The 24,458-nt window shown below is 58.8% G+C and carries 21 protein-coding genes and 1 pseudogene; 13 read left to right on the forward strand and 9 right to left on the reverse strand.

All coding sequences use genetic code 11. The features are described 5' to 3' along the window. Positions 1-2 precede the first annotated feature (2 nt). Positions 3-731, reverse strand: coding sequence for a tRNA1(Val) (adenine(37)-N6)-methyltransferase (locus PY311_RS05930; protein ID WP_286147757.1), 729 nt, complete (start codon positions 729-731; stop codon positions 3-5). 129 nt (positions 732-860) lie between these two features. Continuing rightward, entirely contained in the window at positions 861-1,034 is a 174-nt protein-coding gene (fdxA, locus tag PY311_RS05935; protein WP_286147758.1) for a 4Fe-4S ferredoxin, read from the reverse strand. A 336-nt stretch (positions 1,035-1,370) separates the two neighbouring features. Here fdxA and PY311_RS05940 point away from each other — a divergent pair, with 336 nt between their 5' ends. From PY311_RS05940 to PY311_RS05965, 6 genes are all read left to right on the forward strand, one after another. Then, the gene (locus tag PY311_RS05940) at positions 1,371-1,823 is read left to right on the forward strand and encodes a CtsR family transcriptional regulator (protein ID WP_286147759.1); all 453 of its coding nucleotides are present in this window, start codon (positions 1,371-1,373) and stop codon (positions 1,821-1,823) included. 66 nt (positions 1,824-1,889) lie between these two features. Further along, entirely contained in the window at positions 1,890-2,405 is a 516-nt protein-coding gene (locus PY311_RS05945) for a UvrB/UvrC motif-containing protein (protein ID WP_286147760.1), read from the forward strand. Between the two features lie 51 nt (positions 2,406-2,456). Continuing rightward, positions 2,457-4,922 (forward strand): ATP-dependent Clp protease ATP-binding subunit, encoded by a 2,466-nt coding sequence (locus PY311_RS05950; RefSeq protein WP_286147761.1) that lies wholly within the window; start codon positions 2,457-2,459, stop codon positions 4,920-4,922. Between the two features lie 142 nt (positions 4,923-5,064). Then, entirely contained in the window at positions 5,065-7,011 is a 1,947-nt protein-coding gene (locus PY311_RS05955; protein ID WP_286147762.1) for a CvpA family protein, read from the forward strand. A 176-nt stretch (positions 7,012-7,187) separates the two neighbouring features. Then, the gene (locus PY311_RS05960) at positions 7,188-8,138 is read left to right on the forward strand and encodes a ComEC/Rec2 family competence protein (RefSeq protein ID WP_286147986.1); all 951 of its coding nucleotides are present in this window, start codon (positions 7,188-7,190) and stop codon (positions 8,136-8,138) included. Between the two features lie 61 nt (positions 8,139-8,199). Beyond that, positions 8,200-9,339 carry a hypothetical protein gene (locus PY311_RS05965; protein WP_286147763.1) on the forward strand — a complete coding sequence of 380 codons (1,140 nt, stop codon included), beginning with the start codon at positions 8,200-8,202 and terminating at the stop codon, positions 9,337-9,339. A gap of 56 nt (positions 9,340-9,395) precedes the next feature. Here the strand turns inward: PY311_RS05965 and PY311_RS05970 are convergent, their stop codons facing one another. The 5 genes from PY311_RS05970 to PY311_RS05990 form a co-directional block, all read right to left on the reverse strand. Continuing rightward, positions 9,396-10,304, reverse strand: a complete 909-nt coding sequence (locus PY311_RS05970; protein ID WP_286147764.1) for a DMT family transporter — start codon at positions 10,302-10,304, stop codon at positions 9,396-9,398. A gap of 30 nt (positions 10,305-10,334) precedes the next feature. Next, on the reverse strand, positions 10,335-11,615 hold the full coding sequence (locus tag PY311_RS05975; protein WP_286147765.1) for a methionine gamma-lyase family protein: 1,281 nt from the start codon (positions 11,613-11,615) through the stop codon (positions 10,335-10,337). Next, positions 11,612-11,848, reverse strand: a complete 237-nt coding sequence (locus PY311_RS05980; protein WP_286147766.1) for an AbrB/MazE/SpoVT family DNA-binding domain-containing protein — start codon at positions 11,846-11,848, stop codon at positions 11,612-11,614. Before PY311_RS05980 ends, PY311_RS05975 begins: the two co-directional genes overlap by 4 nt. Positions 11,849-12,020: 172 nt before the next feature. Next, the gene (locus PY311_RS05985) at positions 12,021-12,920 is read right to left on the reverse strand and encodes a C40 family peptidase (protein WP_286147767.1); all 900 of its coding nucleotides are present in this window, start codon (positions 12,918-12,920) and stop codon (positions 12,021-12,023) included. 40 nt (positions 12,921-12,960) lie between these two features. Then, the gene (locus PY311_RS05990) at positions 12,961-13,254 is read right to left on the reverse strand and encodes a hypothetical protein (RefSeq protein WP_286147768.1); all 294 of its coding nucleotides are present in this window, start codon (positions 13,252-13,254) and stop codon (positions 12,961-12,963) included. Positions 13,255-13,540: 286 nt separating this feature from the next. Here PY311_RS05990 and PY311_RS05995 point away from each other — a divergent pair, with 286 nt between their 5' ends. The 7 genes and pseudogenes from PY311_RS05995 (at position 13,541) to pckA (ending at position 20,817) form a co-directional block, all read left to right on the forward strand. Continuing rightward, a complete protein-coding gene (locus PY311_RS05995) occupies positions 13,541-14,509 on the forward strand; it encodes a D-2-hydroxyacid dehydrogenase (protein ID WP_286147987.1) in 969 nt (322 codons plus the stop codon). Further along, a complete protein-coding gene (locus PY311_RS06000; RefSeq protein WP_350309702.1) occupies positions 14,496-15,662 on the forward strand; it encodes a glycerate kinase family protein in 1,167 nt (388 codons plus the stop codon). Before PY311_RS05995 ends, PY311_RS06000 begins: the two co-directional genes overlap by 14 nt. Before the next feature lie 33 nt (positions 15,663-15,695). Then, positions 15,696-15,956 (forward strand): OadG family protein, encoded by a 261-nt coding sequence (locus PY311_RS06005; protein ID WP_286147769.1) that lies wholly within the window; start codon positions 15,696-15,698, stop codon positions 15,954-15,956. A gap of 20 nt (positions 15,957-15,976) precedes the next feature. After that, entirely contained in the window at positions 15,977-16,318 is a 342-nt protein-coding gene (locus PY311_RS06010) for a biotin/lipoyl-containing protein (RefSeq protein ID WP_286147770.1), read from the forward strand. 18 nt (positions 16,319-16,336) lie between these two features. Next, positions 16,337-17,761: pseudogene (locus tag PY311_RS06015) on the forward strand (sodium ion-translocating decarboxylase subunit beta). Between the two features lie 12 nt (positions 17,762-17,773). Continuing rightward, positions 17,774-19,231 carry a pyruvate carboxylase subunit B gene (locus PY311_RS06020; protein WP_286147771.1) on the forward strand — a complete coding sequence of 486 codons (1,458 nt, stop codon included), beginning with the start codon at positions 17,774-17,776 and terminating at the stop codon, positions 19,229-19,231. A 23-nt stretch (positions 19,232-19,254) separates the two neighbouring features. Further along, positions 19,255-20,817: a phosphoenolpyruvate carboxykinase (ATP) gene (gene pckA, locus PY311_RS06025; RefSeq protein WP_286147772.1), complete on the forward strand. Its 1,563-nt coding sequence runs from the start codon at positions 19,255-19,257 to the stop codon at positions 20,815-20,817. Positions 20,818-20,919: 102 nt separating this feature from the next. Here the strand turns inward: pckA and PY311_RS06030 are convergent, their stop codons facing one another. Further along, positions 20,920-21,165 (reverse strand): IreB family regulatory phosphoprotein, encoded by a 246-nt coding sequence (locus PY311_RS06030; RefSeq protein ID WP_286147773.1) that lies wholly within the window; start codon positions 21,163-21,165, stop codon positions 20,920-20,922. A gap of 421 nt (positions 21,166-21,586) precedes the next feature. Next, positions 21,587-24,274 carry a phenylalanine--tRNA ligase subunit beta gene (pheT, locus tag PY311_RS06035; RefSeq protein ID WP_286147774.1) on the reverse strand — a complete coding sequence of 896 codons (2,688 nt, stop codon included), beginning with the start codon at positions 24,272-24,274 and terminating at the stop codon, positions 21,587-21,589. Positions 24,275-24,458: the final 184 nt, after the last annotated feature.

Consider the following 24,458-nt stretch of genomic DNA (forward strand, 5'->3'; position numbering starts at 1 on the left):
ATTCAGACCTCCTGTGTGCGAAAATAAATGGCGTCCAACTCCGCCGTGGGTGCGCCGCTGTCCGTTTTCAAAATCAGGGGCGGCTCAAGGGATAGCCCCGGTTTTCCGCCCCGGCAGCCCTCTATTAAAAAAAGAGAGGGAGCATCTCCCGCCCGGTTCTGGACGAACCGCAGCCGCTTTGGCTCCATGGCGGCGGCCCGGAGCGCACAAATCACGTCCGCCAGCCGCTCCGGCTTGTGCACAAGGCAAAGGCTGCCGCCCCAGCGCAGAAGATACGCTGCCACGCCGCAGATGTCCGTCAGGGTGGCCGCAGTCTCCGACCGGGCTGTTCGGCGGGTGGAATCGGCGGCGATTTTTCCGCTGAAGGGCGGATAGTAGGGCGGATTGCAGACAACAAGGTCAAAGCTGCCGGTTACAAAATGCTGCCGTGTCTGCCGCAGATCGGCGCACAAAAAGGAGAGGTGGTCCGTCAGGCCGTTTTCCTCGACGGCCTGCTCCGCCAAAGCAATGGCCGCCGGTTGAATATCCATACCGGTGACCTGAAGCGCACGCTGCCGCTGAAGCAGCAGCAGCGCCAGAAGCCCGGTGCCGCAGCCGAGGTCACAGACCCGGAGGCTGGGGCGCAGCCGCGGCAGGGAGGAGAGCAGAAAGGAGTCCGTACCGGGGCGGAACAGACTGTCCTCCCAGACGAAGCGGAACCCGCCGGGGCAAAGTTGTTCCCAATGTACCATAAAGCGGCCTCCTCCCCTGAAAATCGATTCATATTATATACAGAAGCCGCCCCGGGCGCAAGCCCCGAAAAAGGACAACAAAAAACCGTCTCAGGATGGGGCCTGAGACGGTTTTTATGTATCCCTGAATTATTCCTCGGGGACGATGGCGCTGTTGGGGCAGGTGTCGCTGCAGGAACCGCAGTCCAAGCAAGCGGCAGCGTCGATCACGTACTGATCATCGCCCTGGCTGATAGCACCGGCGGGGCAAACGTCCGCGCAGGAACCGCAGCTGACGCAAGCAGAAGTAATCTTATAAGCCATGAGAATACACCTCCATTTGAATGTGCCTTCATTGTATCATACAATTTTCAAAAAGCAAGGGTGAATTGTTAAATTCTTACCAAAGAAATAGAAAACTGTGAAAATGTCACAAAAATCAGAAAAACCGATAAAAAAGCCATGCTTTTCCACGGTTAGAGTCCTTAAACTGCAATAGCGAAATGTGAGTGAAAATGGCGTTCACAAACTGTTTACACAAATAGTCAAAGAAAGTCAAAATTACCTATTGACATTTGAAACGGAGGTGCTATACTACAATCAAACAAAAGGTTAAAGATAGTCAAAGTCAAATAGACTATTGAAGAAAGGACGAGTTACATGGGTATTTCGGATTTGATCGCCAGCTTCCTGCAGGACAGTCTGGACACCGCTGAGAACGGTGTGCTGGAGGTTCAGCGCAGCGATCTGGCGCAGCGGTTCAACTGCGTACCCAGTCAGATTAATTACGTAATGTCCACCCGGTTCTCACCGGAGCGGGGCTATATCGTGGAAAGCCGCCGGGGCGGCAACGGCTATATCCGCATCACACGGGTGCGGGTGGACCGTGAGACACTTCTGATGCACGTCATCAATTCGCTGGGCGGCAGTGTGGACCTGTCCTCCGCACGGGCGATCCTCAGCAACCTGGTACAGTCCGGCGCTATGGACCGAGCCTTGGGTCAGACGATTCTCACAGCCGTGGGGGACAAGGCGCTGGGGCAGGTACCGCGAGAAAAGCGGGACGCCGTTCGGGCGGATATTCTCAAGCAGGTACTCATATTACAGGTGTAGTGTCTGTGAGAGCACACAATACAGTTAAATAAAAAATTTATATACAGTCTCAAGGAGGAATTGATTATGAAATGCGAGAATTGCGGTAAGAATGAAGTTACCTTCGTTTACCGGAGCAATATCAACGGCAGGACCGAGGAGCACCATCTTTGTCAGGCGTGTGCGGAGAAGCTGGGCTACACCCAGAAGCTCTTTGCGCGGCGGCCGTCCATGATAGACAGCTTTTTCGGCGGCGATGATTTCTTCGGAGATTTCTTCAGCCCCATGCCCTCTCTGCTGGGCCGGATGAACCGGATGCTGGAGAGCCCCTTCGATGATTTCTTTGACGCTATGCCCGCCATCGGCGCGGCACCGGCCGCAGAAAGCGCACAGGAGGAGAAAAAGGACGATTTGGTGAGCCGCGAGGAGCAGAGCCGGTTTTCCTATCTGCGTCAGCTCAACGCACTGAAGCTGGAGCAGAAGAAAGCTATCCACGAGGAGAACTTCGAGCGGGCCGCGCAGCTGCGGGATGAGATCCACAAGCTGGAGGAGGCCCATAAGGAAGCCAAAGAGGCCCGCAAGGACCATAAGGAAAGCGCCTGATGCGTTTTCCGAAGCGCAGAACACACCCCAAGGTAAAAGAGGTATTGAACTATGAATGAAAATAAATTCACTCCCACTGCGGAGGAAGCCCTGCGGCTGGCTCAGGAGGCCGCAGGCGAATTGGGTCACGGCTATGTGGGTACGGAGCACCTGTTGCTGGGCCTCATGCGTGAGGACGAGGGACTGGCGCATACCGTATTGACAGAGGCCGGCTTGACCGATGAGCTTTTGACGGAGATCATCCGCAAGAGCGTGGGCGCGGGTCTGCCCGGCGGCAACCCCGCCCAAGGGCTGACCCCCAGAGCCAAACGGGTCATCGAGGTGGCCATGGAGGATTCCATCCGGGGCGGCTATGCCTATATCGGCACGGAGCACCTGCTGGCCGGAATTCTCCGGGAGGGCAACAATATGGCTGTCCGTATTCTGCGGACTGCCGGTGTGGATGCCCGTCAGCTCTACACGGCGCTGATGAAAAAGCTCAACGCCGCGCCCCGGGCACAGGCCGCCGATAATGGCCGCGCCGCCGGCAGCGGCGCCAAGGACGAGGGCAGCGGCAAGAATAAGACGCTGGCGGAGTTCACCCGCGACTTGACCGCCGACGCCCGCGCCGGCAAGCTGGACCCCGTCATCGGACGGGACGAGGAAATTCAGCGGGTCATCCAGATTCTCTCCCGCCGCACGAAAAACAACCCCTGCCTCATCGGCGAGCCGGGCGTCGGCAAAACGGCTATTGCCGAGGGGCTGGCCCGGAAGATCGTCATGGGCGATGTGCCGGAAAATCTGCTGGATAAGAAGCTCCTGTCTCTGGACCTTTCCGGCATGGTGGCCGGTACGAAGTATCGCGGCGAATTTGAGGAGCGCATCAAGAAGGTGATGCAGGAGGTCCAGAAGGACGGCAACATCATCCTCTTTATTGATGAACTGCACACCATCGTGGGCGCAGGCTCCGCCGAGGGCGCCGTAGACGCCGCCAACATCATTAAGCCCGCGCTGGGCCGGGGCGAGATTCAAATCATCGGCGCCACAACTCTGAACGAGTACCGCAAGTATATCGAAAAGGATGCCGCCTTGGAGCGCCGGTTCCAGCCGGTGACGGTGGGCGAACCCAGTCAGGAGGCGGCGCTGGAGATTTTGAAGGGGCTGCGGGAGAAGTATGAGCAGCACCACAAGCTGCACATCACCGACGAGGCGCTGGAGGCCGCTGTGTCCCTGTCCGCCCGGTATATCAATGACCGTTTCCTGCCGGATAAGGCCATCGACCTTATGGACGAGGCCGCCAGCCGGGTGCGGATGGAGCAGGAGGAGCCCTCCGATGAGCTGAAAAGTCTGGAGGAAAAGATTGCGGCGCTGTCCAAGGACAAGGATGCCGCCATCGCCGCACAGGACTTTGAAAAGGCCGCCCAGCTTCGGGACATTGAAAAGGACTACCGGGAGCAGGTGGAGATTCAGCGCGACAAGCGCCGCAAGGCAAATCAGGAGCACCGGGACGTAACGGCGGAGGACATTGCCGCTGTGGTATCTGGCTGGACCGGCATCCCCGTCACCCGTATGACGGAGGACGAGGGCCAACGGCTGCTGCATATGGAGGATGTGCTCCATGAGCGTGTTGTGGGTCAGGACGAGGCCGTGAAGGCCGTGGCCCGGGCCATCCGCCGCGGCCGTGTGGGCCTGAAGGACCCAAAGCGGCCTATCGGCAGCTTCCTGTTCCTCGGCCCCACCGGCGTCGGCAAGACGGAGCTGTGCAAGTCTCTGGCTGAGGCTATGTTCGGCGATGAAAACGCCATGATCCGCATTGATATGTCGGAGTACATGGAGCGGCATACCGTTTCCCGCCTCATCGGTTCCCCTCCGGGCTATGTGGGCCATGATGAGGGCGGCCAACTGACGGAGAAGGTGCGGCGTAAGCCCTATTCCGTGGTGCTGTTCGATGAGATCGAAAAGGCCCACGAGGATGTGTGGAACATCCTGCTGCAAATTCTGGACGATGGCCGCATCACCGACTCTCAGGGCCGGACGGTGGACTTCAAGAACACCGTCATCGTCATGACCAGCAACATCGGCGCCAAGGCGCTGACCGCCGCCGGAGCCAAGTTGGGCTTCAGTGCCGATGAGAAAAAGGCTGAGGCGGACGCCGACAAGGCTTACGCTCAGGCCAAGGAAACGGTTCTGGCCGAGCTGCGCCAGACCTTCCGCCCGGAGTTCCTGAACCGGATCGACGATATCATCGTGTTCCGCGCCCTGACAGAGCCGGACATCGAGGAGGTTGCCCGCCGGATGCTCAAGACCGTGGCCGCCCGCATGGAGACCATGGGCATTCATCTGGACGCCGGCGACGCCGCCGTGAAGGAGCTGGCCCGGGAGGGCTTTGACCCCAAGTACGGCGCACGGCCGCTGCGCCGGGCCATCCAGAGCAAGGTGGAGGACGCTGTGGCCGAAAAGCTGCTGGAAGGTACGCTGAAGGAGGGTGACACCGCCAAGCTAACTGTGGAGGATGACAAGCTGGTTGTCACCAAGTAAACACATTTGAAAAGCTCCCCGATGGGAATATCCCACCGGGGAGCTTTTTCACTCCGCGAGGCTTTGCGGCGCTTGATTTGTTCATATATTTCCTGTATACTGTATACATTGCATCCAAAATCACGGAAAGGAGGGCAATTTCATGCCCTTTACCTTCAATTTCAGCAATTTTGGCGGCTTTGGCCAAGGCGGCTGGCAGCCCGGAGGTCAGAGCGGACAGGACGCCGGCTATTCCCGGCCCCAGCGGGAGCGTAAGCCCCGCAAGCCCATCGGCACACCTCTGACCCGGACGCTCATCAACCTTGCTGTGACAGCGGTGGTGGGACTGGTATACTTCTATGTGGAGCTGCCGGTCCTCAATCCCCATGCCGAGGAATTTTATGTCTTCGTGTTTTTGCTCTGCGCCGTGTACTGCGGTTGCGCGGTGCTGACCTCCGGTTTTCAGGGCACCGGAGCCAAGGGGTATCTTGGCTTTGTGAAAAAGCAGTGCACCGTGCCGTTTTTCGTGGTCATTGCCCTGATATGCGCCGTTGCCGTTGGCTCCATCGCCTCGTGGGTGGTGCTGCGGGCCGGAGCGTACAGCAAACTGCTGCCCCTGACCACCGGCGACTTTGCCTCGGAGGTGGAGGAAATCCGCTATAACCAGATTCCCATGCTGGACAGTGACTCCGCTGCCCGTCTCGGCAGCCGTAAGCTGGGCGAGCTGGCGGATATGGTGTCCCAGTTTGAAATTCTGCCCTCCTACACCCAAATCAACTATCAGGGCCGCCCGGTGCGGGTCACCAGCCTTGCCTATGGTGACCTCATCAAATGGCTCACCAACCGCTCTAACGGTCTGCCCGCCTATATCATCATCGACATGGTGACGCAGGAGGCGGAGGTGGTCCGGCTGGACGAGGGTATGAAGTACACCACGGCGGAGCATTTCTCCCGGAACCTGAACCGGCATCTGCGGTTCCGTTATCCCACGATGATGTTCGATGAGCCGGTATTTGAGATCGACGAGGAGGGAACGCCCTACTGGGTCTGCCCCCGCGTTGTCAAGACCATCGGTCTGTTCGGCGGCACGGATATTCACGGCGCCGTGCTGGTGAACGCCATCACCGGCGAGAGCCAATACTATGAGGATGTGCCTACTTGGGTGGACCGGCTGTACTCCGCCAATATCATCATGGAGCAGTATGACTATTACGGCCAGTTCCATAACGGCTTTTTAAACGCCTATTTCGGCCAGCGGGATGTGACGCTGACCACGGATGGCTGGAACTATATTGCCATCAACGATGACGTCTATATGTACACCGGCGTCACCTCTGTGACTTCCGACCAGTCCAACATCGGCTTTATCCTCTCCAACCAGCGGACAAAGGAAACGAAGTTTTACCCCTGTGCCGGTGCTACGGAAAATTCGGCCAGAGAGTCCGCTCAGAGTCAGGTGCAGCAGATGCGCTACACCGCCACGTTCCCGCTGCTGCTGAACATCGCCGATCAGCCCACGTACTTCATGGCGCTGAAGGGCGAGGACGGTTTGGTGAAGATGTACGCCATGGTGAACGTCCAACAGTACAACATTGTGGAGACCGGGCAGACGGTAGGAGCCTGCGAGAAAAATTACCGCCAGACACTTCTGGATAACGGCATCATTGACCGCATAGACGCAGAGGTGCCTGAGGAAACGGATTTCCAGAAAATGACAGGTACTATTGCGGAGATTCGCAGCGCGGTCATTGAGGGCACCAGCGTTTATTATCTCCGCTTTGAGGGGGAGGACGGCTTCTTGGTGTATGCCAGCGCGGCAACGATTCCCAGTGCTCCGCTGCTGAATGTGGGAGATTCTGTGACCGTCTACTGGACCGGCAGCGGTCAATGGATCACCGCTCGGAGTATTGTGGTGGAGAACCGGGCTGTGGCCGCCCCGCCGGAGGAACCGGCGGCGGAAGAGAAAACTGACTTGGGAGATAGTCCGGTTGCAGACGCAGATACAAGCGCGGTACGAAATGCGTCAGATGATCCTATGGAATCGCTGGCTGGCGGCGAATTGGGGTGGACAGACCCCAATGAATATGTGTTTTATAATGCGAGCAACTGAATAGGAAAATAGTAACTAACGGCCGACGCGGGGCATAAGTGCCCCGCGTCGGCCTTTCTTGTCAGAACCGTCAAATTCCTATGGGAATTTTTGGATAGGACAAAATCTGCTTTCCGTTGTAAATACAGCGCCGGTGTGGTATAGTGCAAACAACAAAATAAGAAAGGAATCGTGTGATGCTGGCTCTGGATTTTATCAACGTAGGCAACGGTGATTCCATTCTGATTCGCGAGCTGGAAAACGGACAGCAGCGGTACGCGCTGATGGTGGACTTTGGCCATGACTGCCTTGTGCGGGATGACCACCCCGGCGAGCTGGACCCCCGCTCCCAGCGCATCTATGCCGGGGACTTTCTCCGGGAGCTGGGTGTGGAGCGTCTGGATATGGCGCTGACAACGCATTTCCACAGGGACCACATCGGCGGGCTGGGCCGGGTGCTGGACGCCGCCAGGGTCGGCACGTTTGTAACAACCTATCTGCCGCCGCCCAATGCGCCGGAGCTGGAGCCGGACGAGGACAACGGACTGCCGAAGGCCGCCCGGAACGCGCTGCGCTGTGTGCAGCTTTACACGAAGGCACTACAGAGCCATTCGGACCGCATTGAGCGGTTTTGCTGCATTCCGGGGACGGAGACCGTCACGCTGCAGTTGACGCCGGAGCTGAAAATGGATATTCTCTGCGGGGAGCCCGCGCTGTACCGCCGGCAAAGGGAGGTCTACGACGCTGCATACGCCGGGGAGCGGAACGGCTATGACCTCATCCGCTGGGCAAAATCCATGAATGTGTGCTCTCTGCGCCAGCGGCTCTATTACCATGGCCGGGAAATCGTTTTGGGCGGAGACGCCTACGCCCATGTGTGGGAAACGGTGAATCTGACGCCCTGCGATATTCTGAAGGTGCCGCATCATGGGTCCCTTGCCTCCACCTCCCGGAAGCTGCTGGAGCATCTGCGGCCGAAAACGGCGGTGGTGACGGTAGCGGCCCGGCGGCCGGACGAGCGGCCGCACCCATACATCGTGTCGCTGCTGCGGGAGTACGCGGAGGAGGTCTATTTTACCGATGCGGTGGAAATTCCGGGCCTTGTGGAGCCGGAATTTCACAGGTCTGTCCACTTGGAGGTGGAATGAAACGGCTGGTTTGAGGGCGGCTGAACAGGCCGCCCTTTTTTGTTGAAAAGGAGAGAGAACATTGGAGCTGTTGGAATTTGATATTTTGCAGAGCGGAGTGGTGATATTGCTGCTGCTGTCCGCGGGAGAGCTGCTGGGGCGTCTTTGCCGGGGTACCGTGCCGGGGATTTTGATGGCGGGGGTGTTGTTTGTGGCCGGCTGCTGGAGCGGTTTGCTCCCGGCGGATTTGCAGCAGTTGGCGGGACTGGCGCAGCTTACCCCGGTGGCCATCCTGATGACCATTGCCAGCATGGGCGCGTCCATGAGCCTGCGGCAGTTTGCCGCTAACTGGCGGGTGGCGGCGGTGGCCGCGATGACGTACATCGGTCAGGTATTGGCGGTGTTTCTGGTTATCGGCGGGTTGTTCGGCGTAAATATGGCGGTGGGCGGACTGCCCGGCGGTATGGCGGCTGCCCTCATCGTACAGGAGCGGGCGCGGACGCTGGGCTACGATCAGGTCATTGTGCTGTCCGTGCTGGTGCTGACCACGCAGGCCCTTATCGGCTGCCCTGTGGCGGCGGCGTGCATCCGCCGGGAGGCGAAGCGTCTGCGGACACTGCCGGGGGACGCACAGGCGGCGACTGCGGAGCAGTCCCGCCCCCGCCGCTGGAAGGATGTGCAGTACGGCGCGCTGCTGCGGCTGTATATTGCGGCGTGGGCGGCATCCCGGCTGGAAATGCTGACGGGCGTTTCCCGCTATGTGCTGGCACTGCTTATCGGTCTGGCGCTGGCAAGCGTGGGCTTTCTTGCAAAGGATGAAATGGCAAGGACCAAAAGCGACGGGTTCCTTTTTTATCTGCTGATGTCCTCTGTTATCGCGGGTTTCGGCTCCGCAAAGCCGGAGATGTTCGGCCAAATGCTCCCGATTCTGGTGCTGACGCTGGCGGCGTCCACCGCCGGTGCGATTTTGGCATCCACCCTGACCGGGCGGCTGCTGGGAATCTCCGTGCCGATGAGCATGGCACTGGGGATGAATGTGATGGTGGGCTTTCCCATGAATATGCTCATCTCACAGGAAATTATTGAGGGACTGACGGAGGACGCGGCGGAGCGGCAGCGTCTCATGAACGAGATCGCGGCAAAAATGGTGCTGGGCGGCATGGTCACCACCACATTCCTCGCCACCCTTGCGGCGGGACTGCTGGCGCCCCTGATGCACTGAAGAAAGAAAAACAGCCCCCTCGGTTAGAGGGAGCTGTTTTTGATAGTTAGAGAATTTTACAGGTCAAAAATGCCCATGATGGCAATGCCGATGACCACCAGACAGATCATGCCGTAGTGCTTCCAGGAGAGCTTTTCCTTCAGGAACAGCCGGCTCCACAGTACGGAGGCGGCGCAGTAGGAGGAAATGATGGGGGCGGACATGGCAAGGTGAGAGGTATCCGCGATGGCATAGATATAGGCGAACTGGCCCGCAGTCTCGCAGATGGCGCCCAGATACTTGGGTCCCTCCATTTTCGGCACCAGCCGGTCCTTTTTGATGAGCACCACGTAGATAAAGCAAAATACGGCGGCGGCGAGGAACGTCAGCTCATAGGCGCAGTTGGCGCTGCCCTCATCCAGCGTTTCCAGCACGCGGTTATCGGCAAAGGTGCCGGCGGCATCCAGAATGCAGTAGGCCACCGGCAGGGCCAGCGCTAAAAAGCTCTTGGCGTATTTGTAGTTACCGTCCTTCTGCCGCTCCGCCCGAAGCTCTGGGTCCTCCGTGGCGTCCACCACGCCGAGGCCGATAGCGCCGACGCACACCAGTGCGATGGCAAGCAGGGCCAGCGGGGAGTAGTCCTCGCCGCCCACGAACAGCAGCGTCAGCACCGCCACCAGCGCACCGGAGGAATTGCAGATGGGGGAGGACACGGACAGCTCAATGTACCGCAGGCCCAGATAGCCCAGCGCCATAGAGCTGATATACAGCAGGGAAATCGGCAGATAGGTCCAGATCACGGACCAACTGATCTCCGTGCCGCCGACGAAAATCTCGTAAGCGGCGTGAAGACCCATGACCACGCCTACGGCGATGACCATTTTTAAATGGCTGTATTTGTCGCTGCCATCCCGGCAGCCGATTTTAGAAAAGAGGTCGCTGCCGCTCCAGCACAGGAGGGTAATCAGGGAAAGCCAAAGCCACATAGGGGAAATACTCCTTTATTTTTGATTGAATTACAGAGTCACGATTCCGGCCTCCACCAGCTTTTGGAGGCTCATAAGGATGCCGAGCTTGGCATGATACCATGTCAGGCCGCCCTGAAAATAAACGGCGTAGGGCTCACGGATGGGACCGTCGGCGGAAAGCTCAATGGAGCTGCCCTGCACAAAGGCACCGGCGGCCATGATGACATCACTGTCATAGCCGGGCATGGCCCACGGCTCCGGAGTCACGTAGCTGTCCACCGGTGCGGCGGCCTGAATGCCCTTGCAGAAGGCCACCATGGCCTCCCGGCTCCCCAGCGTCACCGCCTGAATGATGTCATGGCGGCTTTCTGTGGCGTTGGGAACGCAGGCAAAGCCCAGCTTTTCATAGATGTTGGCGGCAAATACGGCGCCCTTCAGCGCGCCGGACACCACCGTGGGGGACAGGAACAGACCTTGGTAAAACGCGGGCATCAGGCCAAGGTTGGCGCCGACCTCCTGCCCCAGACCCGGGGCGGAGAGGCGGTAGGCGCAGCGTTCCACGCACTCCTTCGTGCCGCAGATGTACCCGCCGATAGGGGCAAGGCCGCCGCCGGGATTTTTGATGAGGGAACCGACTACCATGTCGGCGCCCATGTCGGAGGGCTCCATGCGCTCCACAAATTCGCCGTAGCAGTTGTCCACCATGACCTTGACGTCCGGCTTGATCTCCTTGCAGAAGCGAATGAGAGCGCCGATCTGGTCCACAGAGAAGCTGGGCCGGGTGGCGTAGCCCTTGGAGCGCTGAATGGTAATGAGCTTGGTGCGCGGATTGATCTTGGAGCGGATAGCGTCATAGTCAAAGGTTCCGTCCGGCTTCAGGTCCGCCTGCGCGTAGGTCACGCCGTATTCCTTCAGGGAGCACTTGCTCTCCCGGATGCCGATGACCTCCTCCAGCGTATCGTAGGGTGCGCCCACGGGGGAGAGCAGCTCGTCCCCCGGCAGCAGATTGGCGGAGAGGGCCACCGTCAGGGCGTGGGTGCCGCAGGTAATCTGAGGCCGCACCAGCGCTGCCTCCGTGTGGAACACATCGGCATAGACCCGCTCTAAATTGTCCCGGCCCTCGTCATCGTAGCCGTAGCCGGTGGTGGCGGCGAAGTGGGCGGCGTTCACCCGGTTTTTCTGCATGGCCGCCAGCACCTTTGCCTGATTGTACTCAGCGGTCTGGTCAATGGCATCAAACCGGGGGCGGAGTGACGCGAGGACCTCCTCGCCGTATTCATATGCAGCCCGGCTGACGCCAAGCTGCTCGTACATCGCTTCCATTTTCATGTATCCTGTTCCTCTTTTCCCAATAGCTTATCCGCCAGATCATTCAAAATCTCCGGCCGTGTCACCACAAGGCCGCTGGCCTCGTTGCCGAGAATCAGCAGCGTGTCTCCCGGGGAGATACCGTAAAACCGGCGGGCCTCCTGCGGAATGACGATTTGGCCCCGGTCACCGACCTTGGCAGTGCCGAAGACCCGGTTTTTCCCCTGTCCCAAAACGTGTTTGCCAGCAGGCATCGTACCGCCGCCCTTCATCATATTTTTCATACTTGTATGAATATAGCAGACGCCCGCGCAAAAGGCAAGTCCAATTACCGCCAAGGACCGTTTTTCTGCGAAAATTTGGAACAAATCAACAAAAAAGTACGGCACACAAATCGTGTGCCGTACTGATTGCAGTCCATTAAACTCAGCCGAGACGGAGGCCGCCGACAAAATATGTATTGTAATAGCCGGAGGTCATATCGCTGATGATCACGCCGCCGCTGTTGGCGGAGGAGGCGTGGATGTGCTTGCCGTTGCCGATATAGATACCGGCGTGGGAGCAGGCCTTGCCCTTATTGCGGCTGGGATCGTTGAAAAACACCAAATCGCCGGGCTGAAGCTCGGAAATGCTGTAGATTTTCGTACCCATGCCGCTGAGCCACTGACTGGTGGCGGAGTGGGGCAGGGAATAGCCAGCCTGCTTGAATACGTACATGGTGAAGCCGGAGCAGTCAAAGCCGCCGGCGGAGGAACCGCCGTAAACATAGCGGGTCCCAAGATGCTGCATGGCGATGTCCACGATAGAGGAGCCGTTGGAGCTGCTGGGATTGTCGGTCAGCACCAGCAGATCGCTGCGGATGTAGCCCTCGGTGCCGTATTGGCAGGTCACGGAGTACCAACCGTCCACAAGGCCGTTTACGGTGACAATGGTGCCTGCGTCAATGGTGGCAAGGCTCTCACTGTCGGTGGAGGGGTCAGAGCGCACATGGACCGTTCCCTCGGGAACACGGCCATAGGTGGTGAAAATGTTATCCTGATCGATAATGAGATAATCGGCGGACACGTAGCCAGTGCTGCCGTTATAATCAATTTTATACCAGCCGGGAATGTTGTCATCCAGCAGCGCCACAGCCACGGATTTATTCAGCGTGGTCACAATACCGGAGGAGGTGCTGGCCTCCGCCCGCAGACGAAGGGAGCTGCCGGTGGTGCAGCCGGCGCCGATGGCCATCTGCCCCTCAGCGGAGGCAAAGGCGGTGAGCGCCATGGTGGTAAAGGCGGCCAGAACGGCAGCCCGCAGGGCTTTTTTCAAGCTGAGCTTCATCGAAACGCTTCCTTTCCTTTGTGTGGGGATGGGGCGGGGCTTACTTGCCGGCCAGCGCCCGCTCCAGCCAAATGGAGGCAAAGTCCATCGCCTCGTACAAGCTGCTCTTTTCGCTCTTTTTTATCACCCGGTCACGGGCCCGCACGGTGGGGTCGGTGAGTTGGAGCTGGAGGGAGACCTTGGTGGCTATATCCAGTCCGTTTTCCTTTTTGCTCTCCAACACCTGCATCATGACAATATATTTATCAGCCATCGTGCCGTAGTAGATCAGATTGTCGATTCGGCGCAGCGGGTGGCCTTTATAAATCAAGCCTTCGGTTTTCGTTTCAGCCATGCAAACACTTCCTTGAAAAAAATGTAACCAAATTGTAACATCTTTTATCCGCTTTGTCAACATTTGAAAAACCGGAAAAGATTTCCACCCCTCCATCCCCCGGTCCTGTGTGGAGATTCACGATCCGGATCGTGGGAGCGTTTTGTAAAATTTACAGAAAAGCGAAAGAATTTTTACTACAATTACAGCCCCGGCCCTGTTATAGTATAGATACCGATTAGGAGCGACGAAATGGACTTGCATATTCGCTTGCGGGTATTATAATTATAAGGAGGCTACTATTATGATGAAGATCGTAGTAACAGACGGATACGCGGAGAACCCCGGTGATTTGAGTTGGGAGCCCTTGCGGGCGTTTGGCGAGCTGACGGTGTATGACCGCGTCGCTCCGGATGACGAGGAAGAGATGCTTCGCCGTATCGGTGATGCCGACATCGCGGTGACAAACAAGGGCGTTGTTTCTAAAAAGGTCATTGACGCCTGCCCCAACCTGAAGCTCATCGCTGTGCAGGCCACCGGTTACAATGTCATTGATATTGCCTACGCAAAGGAAAAGGGAATCCCTGTGTGCAACGTCCCGGTGTACGGCACCCGCTCCGTCAGTCAGTTTGCCATCGCGCTGCTGCTGGAGGTCTGCCATCACATCGGCCACCACAGCGAAACGGTCTATGCCGGCAGATGGGCCAATGGCGAGGACTGGTGCTACTGGGACTATCCCCTCATCGAGCTGGCCGGCAAGACCTATGGTCTGCTTGGCTGCGGCAACATCGGCATCCATACCGCCGCGATTGCCAAGGCGCTGGGGATGCGGGTCATTGCCTATGACGCACGGGAGTCGGACGCGGGCCACGCGCTGGGTGTTGAGTATGTGACGCTGGACGAGCTGTTTGCCCAGTCCGACGTGCTGGGTCTCCAGATGCCGCTGCTGCCGTTCAACGTTGGCATCATCAACAAGGAAAATATTGCAAAAATGAAGGACGGTGCCATCCTCATCAACAACAGCCGCGGACAGATGGTGGTGGAGCAGGACCTGGCCGACGCCCTGAACAGCGGCAAGCTGGCCGCTGCGGGACTGGATGTGGTGTCCACGGAGCCGATTCGCGCGGATAACCCGCTGCTGAAGGCGAAGAACTGCATCATCACGCCGCATATGTCCTGGGGCGCAAAGGAGAGCCGCCAGCGCATCATGGACTGCACCGTGAACAACGTGAAGGCGTTCCTTGCAGGAAAGCCGGAGAACGTTGTCAATCCGTAAGGCCATGAAAAAGTGCATTGTGATCTCGGACTCGTTCAAGGGGTCCCTTTCCAGCGGCGAGATCTGTGAGATCGCCCGGGAGAGCTTTCAGAATGTGTTCCCGGCGTGCAAGCTGGTGTGCATCCCTGTGGCGGACGGTGGCGAAGGCACCGTGGCCTGCTTCCAGGAGGTCTGCGGCGGCGAACTGGTGACAGTCCGGGTGCAGGGCCCCTTTGGGCAGAGCATGGAGGCGTCCTACCTCCAACTGGAGGAAAAGCAGGCCGTGATCGAAATGGCGGCCTGCGCGGGCCTTCCTTTGGCCAATGACTGCAAGGACCCCCGCATCACCACAACCTACGGCGTGGGCCAGCTTATCCGCCACGCGGTAGAGCGGGGCAATACCCGCATTCTGCTGGGATTGGGCGGCAGCGCCACCAACGATGGCGGCTGCGGCTGCGCTACGGCGCTGGGCGTCCGCTTTACGGACCGAGAGGGCCGGGAGTTTATTCCCACCGGCGGAACGCTGGACAAAATCGCCCATATTGACGCACGGCGGGCGCGGCGGCTGCTGCGGGATGTGAGTCTCACCGCCATGTGCGATATTGATAACCCCATGTACGGCCCCACCGGCGCGGCCTACGTGTTTGGCCCTCAAAAGGGAGCGGACCCCGCTATGGTGGAGTTTCTGGACTACCGCCTGCAGGTGCTGGACCAGACGATTCAGCGGGAGCTGGGCGTTTCCGTGGCGGGGGTCCCCGGCTCCGGCGCTGCCGGCGCTTTCGGCGCGGGCATCCTCGCCTTTTTGAAGGGCAAGCTCTGCCCCGGCATCGAGGCGGTGCTGGACTTGGTGAAATTTGACGAGAAGCTGACGGACTGCGACCTCGTTCTCACCGGCGAGGGCCGGTTCGACAGCCAGAGCATCCGCGGCAAGGTCATCAGCGGCGTAAGCAAGCGGGCGCGGGAGAAAAATGTTCCCGTGGTGGTCATCGCCGGCAGCGTGGATAAGGAAATGGAGAGCGTCAGCGCCGACCCGGCCTCCGGCATCGCCGCTGTGTTTTCCATTAACCGTCAGGCCATGGATTACTCGGAATCCAAGCCCTTCAGCCGGGTCAATTATCAATATACGCTGGAAAACGTTCTGCGGACGCTGCGCGCGGCGGAGCATTTCCGGTAAATCGCCCCGCGGGGGCTGAAAAAGGAGGACGCTATGGACTATTCTCTTTGGTTTGTCTGCCTCATGGGAATGGGGACGGTCTTTTTCGGACTGGTCTGCATCATTATCCTGACGAAGCTGATGAGCGCGGTGCTGGGGAAAAAGCCGGCGCCGGCGCAGTCTGCAAGCCGCAGTGCCGATGCACTGCCGCAGACGGTGACGCCGGAACTGGTGGCCGCCGTATCCGCCGCCTTAGCGGAGGAGCTGGGGACAGACATTACCGGCATTCGCATCATTTCCATGAAAAAAGTGTGATTTGAAGGGAGAAACTCCAGATGAAAAAGTACAGAGTGACTGTGAACGGGACTGTTTATGAGGTAGAGCTGGAGGAGCTCACCGGCGCGGCCCCTGCCCCCGTATCCGCCCCCGCTGCCGCGCCTGCCCCTGCCGCCGCACCGGCAGCAGGCGAGCAGATCACCGCCCCCATGCCCGGCACGATTCTGGCCGTGAACGTATCGGCGGGTCAGGCCGTGAAAAAAGGCGAGGTGCTCATGATTTTGGAGGCCATGAAAATGGAAAACGAGATCATGTGCCCCCGGGACGGTGTTGTCGCTTCCGTCCACACCTTCAAGGGCAGCGCGGTGGAATCCGGCGCGCTGCTGTGCGTCCTCCAGTGAGATAACGGAGGACGGCCTATGGAAGCGATCATTCGTTTTTTACAGGATACGGGATTCTATCTCTTTACGCAGGACGGTAACTGGCGCTGCATTGTTATGATCGGCATTGCCTGTGTTTTGCTGTATCTTGGTATCGTGAAGAAATTTGAGCCGCTGCTGCTGGTGCCTATTGCTTTCGGTATGCTCATCACCAATCTTCCCGGCGCCAATATGTTCCATGAGATTTTCTTTGCCGGCGGGCATATTCACTGGGACATTATCGGCGGAAAGCCCATTACGGCAGAGCTTTTATCGGAGCTTTACAATCAGGGCGTGGCGGAAAATGTGCTCTCGCCATATTTGCAGCAGCTCATGACCGCCGCGCAGACCATGTTCTCCCCGGAGGCGGTCAGCAGCACCATAGCGGAGATCACCGCGTCTGCCACAGACGGTATTTCCGCCTTTGGCGCACAGTTGGAGGCGCTGGTGCAGGCGGAGCAGGCTGCGTCCTACTACGGCATGACCCTCTCTGACGTAACGGTCAGCGCGGGACTGGTGGACATCCTCTACCTCGGTGTGAAGCTGGGTATTTATCCCTGCCTTATTTTCATGGGCGTTGGCGCCATGACGGACTTCGGCCCCCTCATCGCCAATCCCAAGAGCCTGCTGCTGGGCGCGGCGGCGTAGCTCGGTATTTTTGTCACGTTTATCGGCTGCCGCCTTATGGGCTTCACCGGTCAGGAATCCAGCGCCATCGGCATCATCGGCGGCGCGGACGGTCCTACGGCCATTTTTGTCACCGCTCTGCTGGCCCCGGCGCTGCTGGGTCCCATTGCCGTGGCGGCCTACTCCTATATGGCGCTGGTTCCGGTGATTCAGCCGCCCATCATGAAGCTGCTGACCACGGAAAAGGAACGCCAGATCGTCATGAAGCCTCTGCGGGAGGTCAGCAAGCGGGAAAAGATTGTTTTCCCCATTGTTGTGACTGTTTTCGTGGCGCTGCTGGTGCCCTCTGCCGCGCCCCTCATTGCCTGCCTGATGCTGGGTAATCTCTTTAAGGAGTGCGGCGTGACGGAGCGGCTGAGCAAAACGGTGCAGAATGAGCTTATCAACATCGTTACCATTTTCCTTGGCGTCAGCGTGGGCTGCACCGCTACCGGCACCACGTTCCTGTCCTTCCAGACCATCAAGATCATGATTATGGGCGTGGTGGCGTTCAGCTTCGGCACCGCCGGCGGCGTGCTGCTTGCCAAGTTCATGAACCTGTTCCTCAAGGAGAAGATCAATCCTCTCATCGGCTCCGCCGGTGTGTCCGCCGTTCCCATGGCGGCCAGAGTGTCTCAGATGGTGGGCCAGAAGTACAATCCCGGCAACTTCCTGCTGATGCACGCCATGGGCCCCAACGTGGCCGGCGTCATCGGCTCCGCCATCGCGGCGGGTGTGCTCATCAGCCTGTTCGGCTAAAGGGAGGCAGCTATGGAATTTTTATCGAAGAAGCCCCTGCTTATCACGGATACCATTCTTCGGGATGCGCATCAGTCTCAGGCGGCCACCCGTATGACCACGGAGGATATGCTCCCCGCGCTGGAAATGCTGGATTCCATCGGCTACTACTCTCTGGAGTGCTGGGGCGGCGCCACCTTCGACGCCTGTATGCGCTTTCTGAATGAAGACCCGTGGGAGCGGCTGCGGACCATCCGCCAGCATGTGAAGCACACGAAGCTGCAAATGCTGTTCCGTGGCCAGAACATTCTGGGCTACAAGCACTATGCCGACGATGTGGTGGACGCCTTCTGCCGCAAGTCCATTGAAAACGGCATCGACATCATCCGCATTTTCGACGCGCTGAATGACGTGCGAAATCTGGAACAGGCCATTAAGTCCACCCGGAAGTATGGCGGCGAGGTGGAGGCCACCATGAGCTACACCGTCTCCCCCATCCACAACGAGGACTACTTCGTGAAGCTGGCCAAGACGCTGGAGGAAATGGGCGCCAGCGCCATCTGCGTCAAGGACATGGCCAACCTCCTGCTGCCCATGGACGCCTACTCCCTCATCAAGCGGCTGAAGGAGACGGGCTCCATCCCCATCCACCTCCACACCCACAACACCACTGGCACCGGCGACATGGTGAACCTCATGGCCGCCATGGCGGGGGTGGACATCGTGGACACCGCCCTCTCCCCCCTTGCCAACGGCACCTCCCAGCCCGCCACGGAGTCTCTGGTGGCCACGCTGCGGGGCACCGTCCGGGACACCGGGCTGGATCAGTCCAAGCTCAGCGAGGCGGCGGCCCACTTCCGCAAGGTGGCGGCCCGTCTGCAAAACGAGGGGATCCTGGATCCCAAGGTGCTGCGGGTGGATACGAACACACTGCTCTATCAGGTTCCCGGCGGAATGCTCTCTAACCTGATCTCTCAGCTCAAGCAGGCCGATAAGGAGGACAAATATTACGATGTGCTGGCGGAGATTCCCAGAGTCCGCAAGGATTTCGGCTATCCGCCGCTGGTGACCCCCACCAGTCAGATCGTGGGAACGCAGGCGGTGATGAACGTTATCGTCGGCAGATACAAAACGTTCCCCAAGGAGTCCAAGGGTCTGCTGCGGGGCGAATACGGCGCGCTGCCCGGCGAGGTAAACCCGGAGGTCCGGGCGCTGGCAGGCATCGACCCGGAGGAGGTCATCACCTGCCGTCCGGCGGACAACATCGCCCCGGAGTTGGAAAAATACAAGGAAGAATTCAAGGAAATCGCCAAATCCGAGGAGGATGTGCTGTCGCTGGCACTGTTCCCGCAGGTCGCGCCGAAGTTTCTGGCGTGGCGGGACGGGGAACATGACACCTGTCAAGACACCTGTACACCTGTCGCTCCGGCGGTGGGAGCCTCTCAGGACCCCAACGCGGTCCGGGAGCTGTATGTGGAGTATAAGTTCTGAGCATCAATAAAGGAGGAACGAATATGGAGACCTATGGTTTGGAGCAGCTTGGCATTTTGAATCCCAAGGCTGTTTACCGTAATTTGGAGCCGGCCCAGCTGGTGGAGCACGCGCTGCGCCGGGGCGAGGGTCAGCTCAGCAATACCGGCGCCCTGTGCGTGCGGACGGGAAAGTACACCGGCCGCTCTCCCAACGATAAATTCATCGTGGACAGCGAGGGCGTGCATGACGATATCGCGTGGGGCAAGATCAACGTGCCTACCACGCAGGCGGTGTTTGACGCGCTGTATGAAAAAATGGTGGCCTATCTCCAGAACCGGGAGATTTTTGTGTTTGATGGCTTTGCCGGCGCCGATACCCGGCATACCAAGGCCTTCCGCATCGTCAACGAGCTGGCCAGCCAGAATCTCTTTATCCACCAGCTTTTGCTGCGTCCCACGGCGGAGCAGCTTGCGGACTACAAGGCTGACTTCACCATCATCTGTGTCCCCGGCTTCAAGTGCGATCCCCAGCGGGACCACACGCATTCCGAGGCGGCCATCATGATTGACTATGAGAAGAAACTGGTCCTCATTGCCGGCAGCCAGTATGCCGGCGAGATCAAGAAGTCCGTGTTCTCCGTGATGAACTATCTGATGCCTAAAGAGGGTGTGTTCCCCATGCATTGCTCCGCCAACATCGGCAAGGATGGGGATTCCGCTATTTTCTTCGGTCTCTCCGGCACCGGCAAGACCACGCTTTCTGCCGACCCCAACCGCAAGCTCATCGGTGATGACGAGCACGGCTGGGCGGATGAGTCCGTGTTCAACTTTGAGGGCGGCTGCTATGCTAAGTGCATCGATTTGACAGAGGAGAGCGAGCCGGAGATCTACTGCGCTATCCGCTTCGGCGCGCTGGTGGAGAATGTGATCGTCGACCCGGAAACCCGCCGCCCAGACTATGCCGACAGCAGCCTGACGGAGAATACCCGCGTGGGCTACCCGGTGGACTATATCCCCAATGCGGCCATTCCCGGCGTGTGTGCTACCCCCAAGACGGTTATTTTCCTGACAGCGGACGCCTACGGCGTGCTGCCGCCCATTTCCCGGCTGGATGAAAAGCAGGCTATGTACTATTTCGTATCCGGCTTTACCTCCAAGCTGGCCGGTACGGAGCGGGGCATCACCTCTCCCGTTCCCACGTTCTCTACCTGCTTCGGCGCGCCCTTTATGCCGCTTGACCCCTCCGTGTATGCGAAGATGCTGGCGGAAAAGGTGGCAAAGTCCGGCGCGAAGGTCTATCTGGTGAACACCGGCTGGAACGGCACTGGCAAGCGGATGAAGCTCAGCTACACCCGTGCGATGGTCACGGCGGCGCTGAACGGCGAGCTGGAGAAGGCGGAGTTTGTCACCGATCCCTATTTCGGCGTGGCCGTTCCCACAAGCTGCCCCAATGTGCCGGAGGAACTGATGATTCCCGCCAACACATGGAAGGACAAGGCAGCCTACGAGGCAAAAGCCAAGGAGCTGGCAAGGTCCTTTGTGGAGAACTTCAAGAAATACAATAAAATGCCCGCCGATGTGGTGGCCGCAGGTCCCAAGGTGTAAGCACAATATAAAAATACAGCACCCGCTCATAGCAGGTGCTGTATTTTGCTTTTCAACAGAATAAATAAAAAAGCCGGGGCATTTTGCACCGGCTCTTGAAACTTATTGTCCCAGATATTTCTTGACCAACACCTGCAAAAGCTCGTCCCGGTCCAGCTTGCGAATCAGCGTCCGGGCGCCCATGTGGTTCGTGATATAGGTGGGGTCCTCGGAGAGAATGTAGCCCACAATCTGATTGATGGGATTGTAGCCCTTTTCCTCAAGGGCCTGATAGACGGTAGTCAGGATGTGCCGAATTTCTGCATCCTTTTCGTCCACAATGCTGAATTTTCTGGTGAAATCATCCATACGGACACCGCCTTCCTACTGAGTATGAAAATAGTATACTCGGTTTAGGACGAGAAGTAAAGGGAAAAACGGAAATGTAACAAAATGGTAATAATCATTCCTGAAAAAGCGCCTGTGGTTTTCCACAGGCGCTTTTTGGCAATTTTCAGAGGCAGCGGTGCCCCCACACGCTATAGGACGGGGAGAGCAGGGAAGCACTTACCGCAAAACAGCGTCGCACTCCTGCTTCAAAGCGTCCAGAATACTCTGGACGACGGCATCCGCCATCCCGCAGACTGCTAAGCAGTCTGCGGGAACCCTGTTCTTTAAAATGCTTGGCGGAAATGAATTCCGTCTGCGCCAAGGTTCTGCTGTGCAGAACGCTTGTACGCAGTAGCCTGCGTCCCCGCGCTGCGGGGCGAGGAGGCTGGCAGGGAAGCACTTACCGCAAAACAGCGCCGCATTCCTGCTTCAAGGCATTCAGAATGCTCTGGACGTCGGCATCCGCCTCCTCGGCGGTAAGGCTGCGGTCATCAGAGCGCAGTGTCAGACTGAAAGCCACGCTCTTTTTGCCCGGAGCAATGCCGACGCCGGTGTAGATGTCAAACAGGTCAACCTCCTTCAAAAGCCCCTTGGCACCCTTGCGGATGGCGTCCTCCAGCGCACCCACGGGAACGGCCTTGTCGCAGACAACGGCAATGTCCCGGGTGACGGCGGGGAACTTGGGCAGGGGCTGATACAGGGGCTGGGAGCCCTTGCTTTCATACAGCGCGTCGAACCGCAGCTCGGCGGCATACAGCTCGGCGTCCACACCGTAGTTGCCCGCCACATGGGGATGGACCTGGCCCAAGACACCCAGCAGACGGTCCCCACTAAAAACCTTGGCACAGCGGCCGGGATGATAGGAGGGATTCTCGCTGTCGGCGGTAAAGCGGACATTTTCAATGCGGAGCTGCTTCAAAACAGCCTCTACCGCGCCCTTGAGGGAGAAGAAATCCACACCATCGCCGTAGGCGCCCAGTGTCAGGACCTTCGGCTCGTCCGCCAGTCCGTCGGCCCGCTTGAAGTAGGCCCGGCCCAGTTCATAGAGCTTGGCGGACTTGTTGCGGAAATTGTAGTTCCGGGTGAGAATTTCCAGCATGGAGGGCAACGTGGTGGTTCGCATGATGGAGGTGTCCTCGCCCAGCGGGTTCAAAATCTTCAGGGAGTCCCGCAGCGGAGAGTCTTTGGGAAGATCGATCTTATCATAATAGGTGGGGCTGATGAAGGAATAGGTGATGATCTCATCGTAACCGGCGGCGCGGCAGACAGCGCCCAGCAGGTTCTCCGTCTGCTGAAGCTCCGTAAAGCCGCGGCGCTCCGTGAGGCCGTTGGAGAGGGTGTCGGGGATGTTGTTGTAGCCGTAGAACCGGGCTACCTCCTCGGCGATGTCGGAGTAGTGCTCCACGTCGGACCGCCAGGAGGGAACATGGATGGTGTCGCCCTCCACCTTGAAGTCCAGAGCTTCCAGAATCCGGACCATTTCCTCACGGGAAACATCGGTGCCCAGCAGGCCGTTGACCTTCTCCGGCTCCAGCTTCACGGTGACGGGGTTGGAGTCCTTGGCGATGACGTCCATCACGCCCTCCACCACCTCGCCGGCGCCCAGCAGCTCCACCAGCTCGCAGGCCCGCTCCACGGCCTTCAGGGTGTTCATGGGGTCCAGACCCTTTTCATAGCGGGAGGAAGCGTCGGTACGCATATTCAGAGCGGCGGCGGTGCGGTGGACAGAGGTGCCGTTGAAGTTGGCGGATTCAAAGAGGACCATGGCGGTATCGCCCACGATCTCACTGTTGGCACCGCCCATGACGCCCGCCACGCAAACGGGCTTGTTCTCGTCACAGATGCAGAGCATGGAGGTGGTCAGGTTCCGCTGATTGCCGTCTAAGGTCTGAATGGTCTCGCCCTCACGGGCGGTGCGGACGATGATGTGTCCGCCCTCCACGCAGGAGAAGTCAAAGGCGTGCATGGGCTGGCCGTATTCCAGCATGACGTAGTTCGTGATGTCCACGATGTTGTTGATGGGGCGGACACCGGAGTTCCGCAGCCGTTCCCGCATCCATGCCGGAGATGGCTGAATCTTCACGTTTTTCACCATCCGGGCGGTGTACCGGGGGCAGAGCTCGCCATCCTCGATGTCAATATCCACCAACTCGGCGATAGAGCCGCCGCAGCCCTTCACTTCAGGGGTGTGCAGCTTCAGGGGACGGCCGAAGGTGGCGCTGGCCTCGCGGGCAAGGCCGATGACGCTGAGGCAGTCGGGCCGGTTGGGGGTGATCTCAAACTCCACCACATGATCGTCGGCGCCGATGACCTTGGCAATATCCTCACCGGGAGCGACGTCCTCCCGCAGCACGAAGATACCGTCGGGGATGCAGTGGGGGAACTCCGCCTGCTCCGCATGGAGGTCGGAGAGGGTGCAGATGGAATCCGTCTTGGTATTGTAAGCCACCAGATCGCCTGCGCGCAGGTTGGAGCAGACGGTATCGGGGCAGGCTGTGGCGCTGCCGGTATCCAGCGTGGTGTGGAAGCTGCCGTTCGGCTGGGCCTCACATTCCAGCACCTTGCCGCAGACCACGGGGCCGAACACCTTATCGCCGGGCTTGATGTCGGCGGGGATGGAGGGCTTGTCCTTGTCCAGCGGGTGATAGTCGTTCAGCAGAGCGGCGGGGGTGATGACGGCGTAGGGATAATCGTGGTCGGCGGTGAGGTTCAGCTCCTTGAGAGAGCACAGCATCCCGTTGGACTCCACGCCCCGGAGCTTGCCCTTTTCAATTTTCGTGCCGTTGGGGAGCAGGGACTTATGCTGGGCCACGGGCACCAGATCGCCCACATGGATGTTCCATGCGCCGGTGACGATCTGGGTAGGCTCCGCCTGTCCCACATCGATCTGGCAGACCCACATATGGTCGCTGTCCGGGTGTTTCTCCATGGAGAGAATCTGGCCCACCACCACATTTTTCAGAGACTCGTTCAGCGCCGTGACGGTTTCCACCTTGGAGCCGGAGAGGGTCATGGCCTCGTCAAACTCACGGTCGCTGATGTCGGAAACATCTACAAATTCATTTAACCATTTACGGGAAAGAATCATTGTCTATCCTCCTCTTTATTATCTTGAGGTGCTTATTGCCGCCTGCGGCAAATTATTGAAATTGTTTTTTGCGACGGCGTGTACGTCGCAAAAAACACTGCGCAGAGTGCAAACGTGCGAGCCGCTTGCGGCGAGTGCGCTGCGGCACTCTGCAAAATCCGCGCAAAATGGCTGTGCCATTTTG

It is taken from the genome of Neopoerus faecalis (genome assembly GCF_029218125.1).
Classification (GTDB): Bacteria; Bacillota; Clostridia; order Oscillospirales; family Oscillospiraceae; genus Oscillibacter; species Oscillibacter faecalis_A.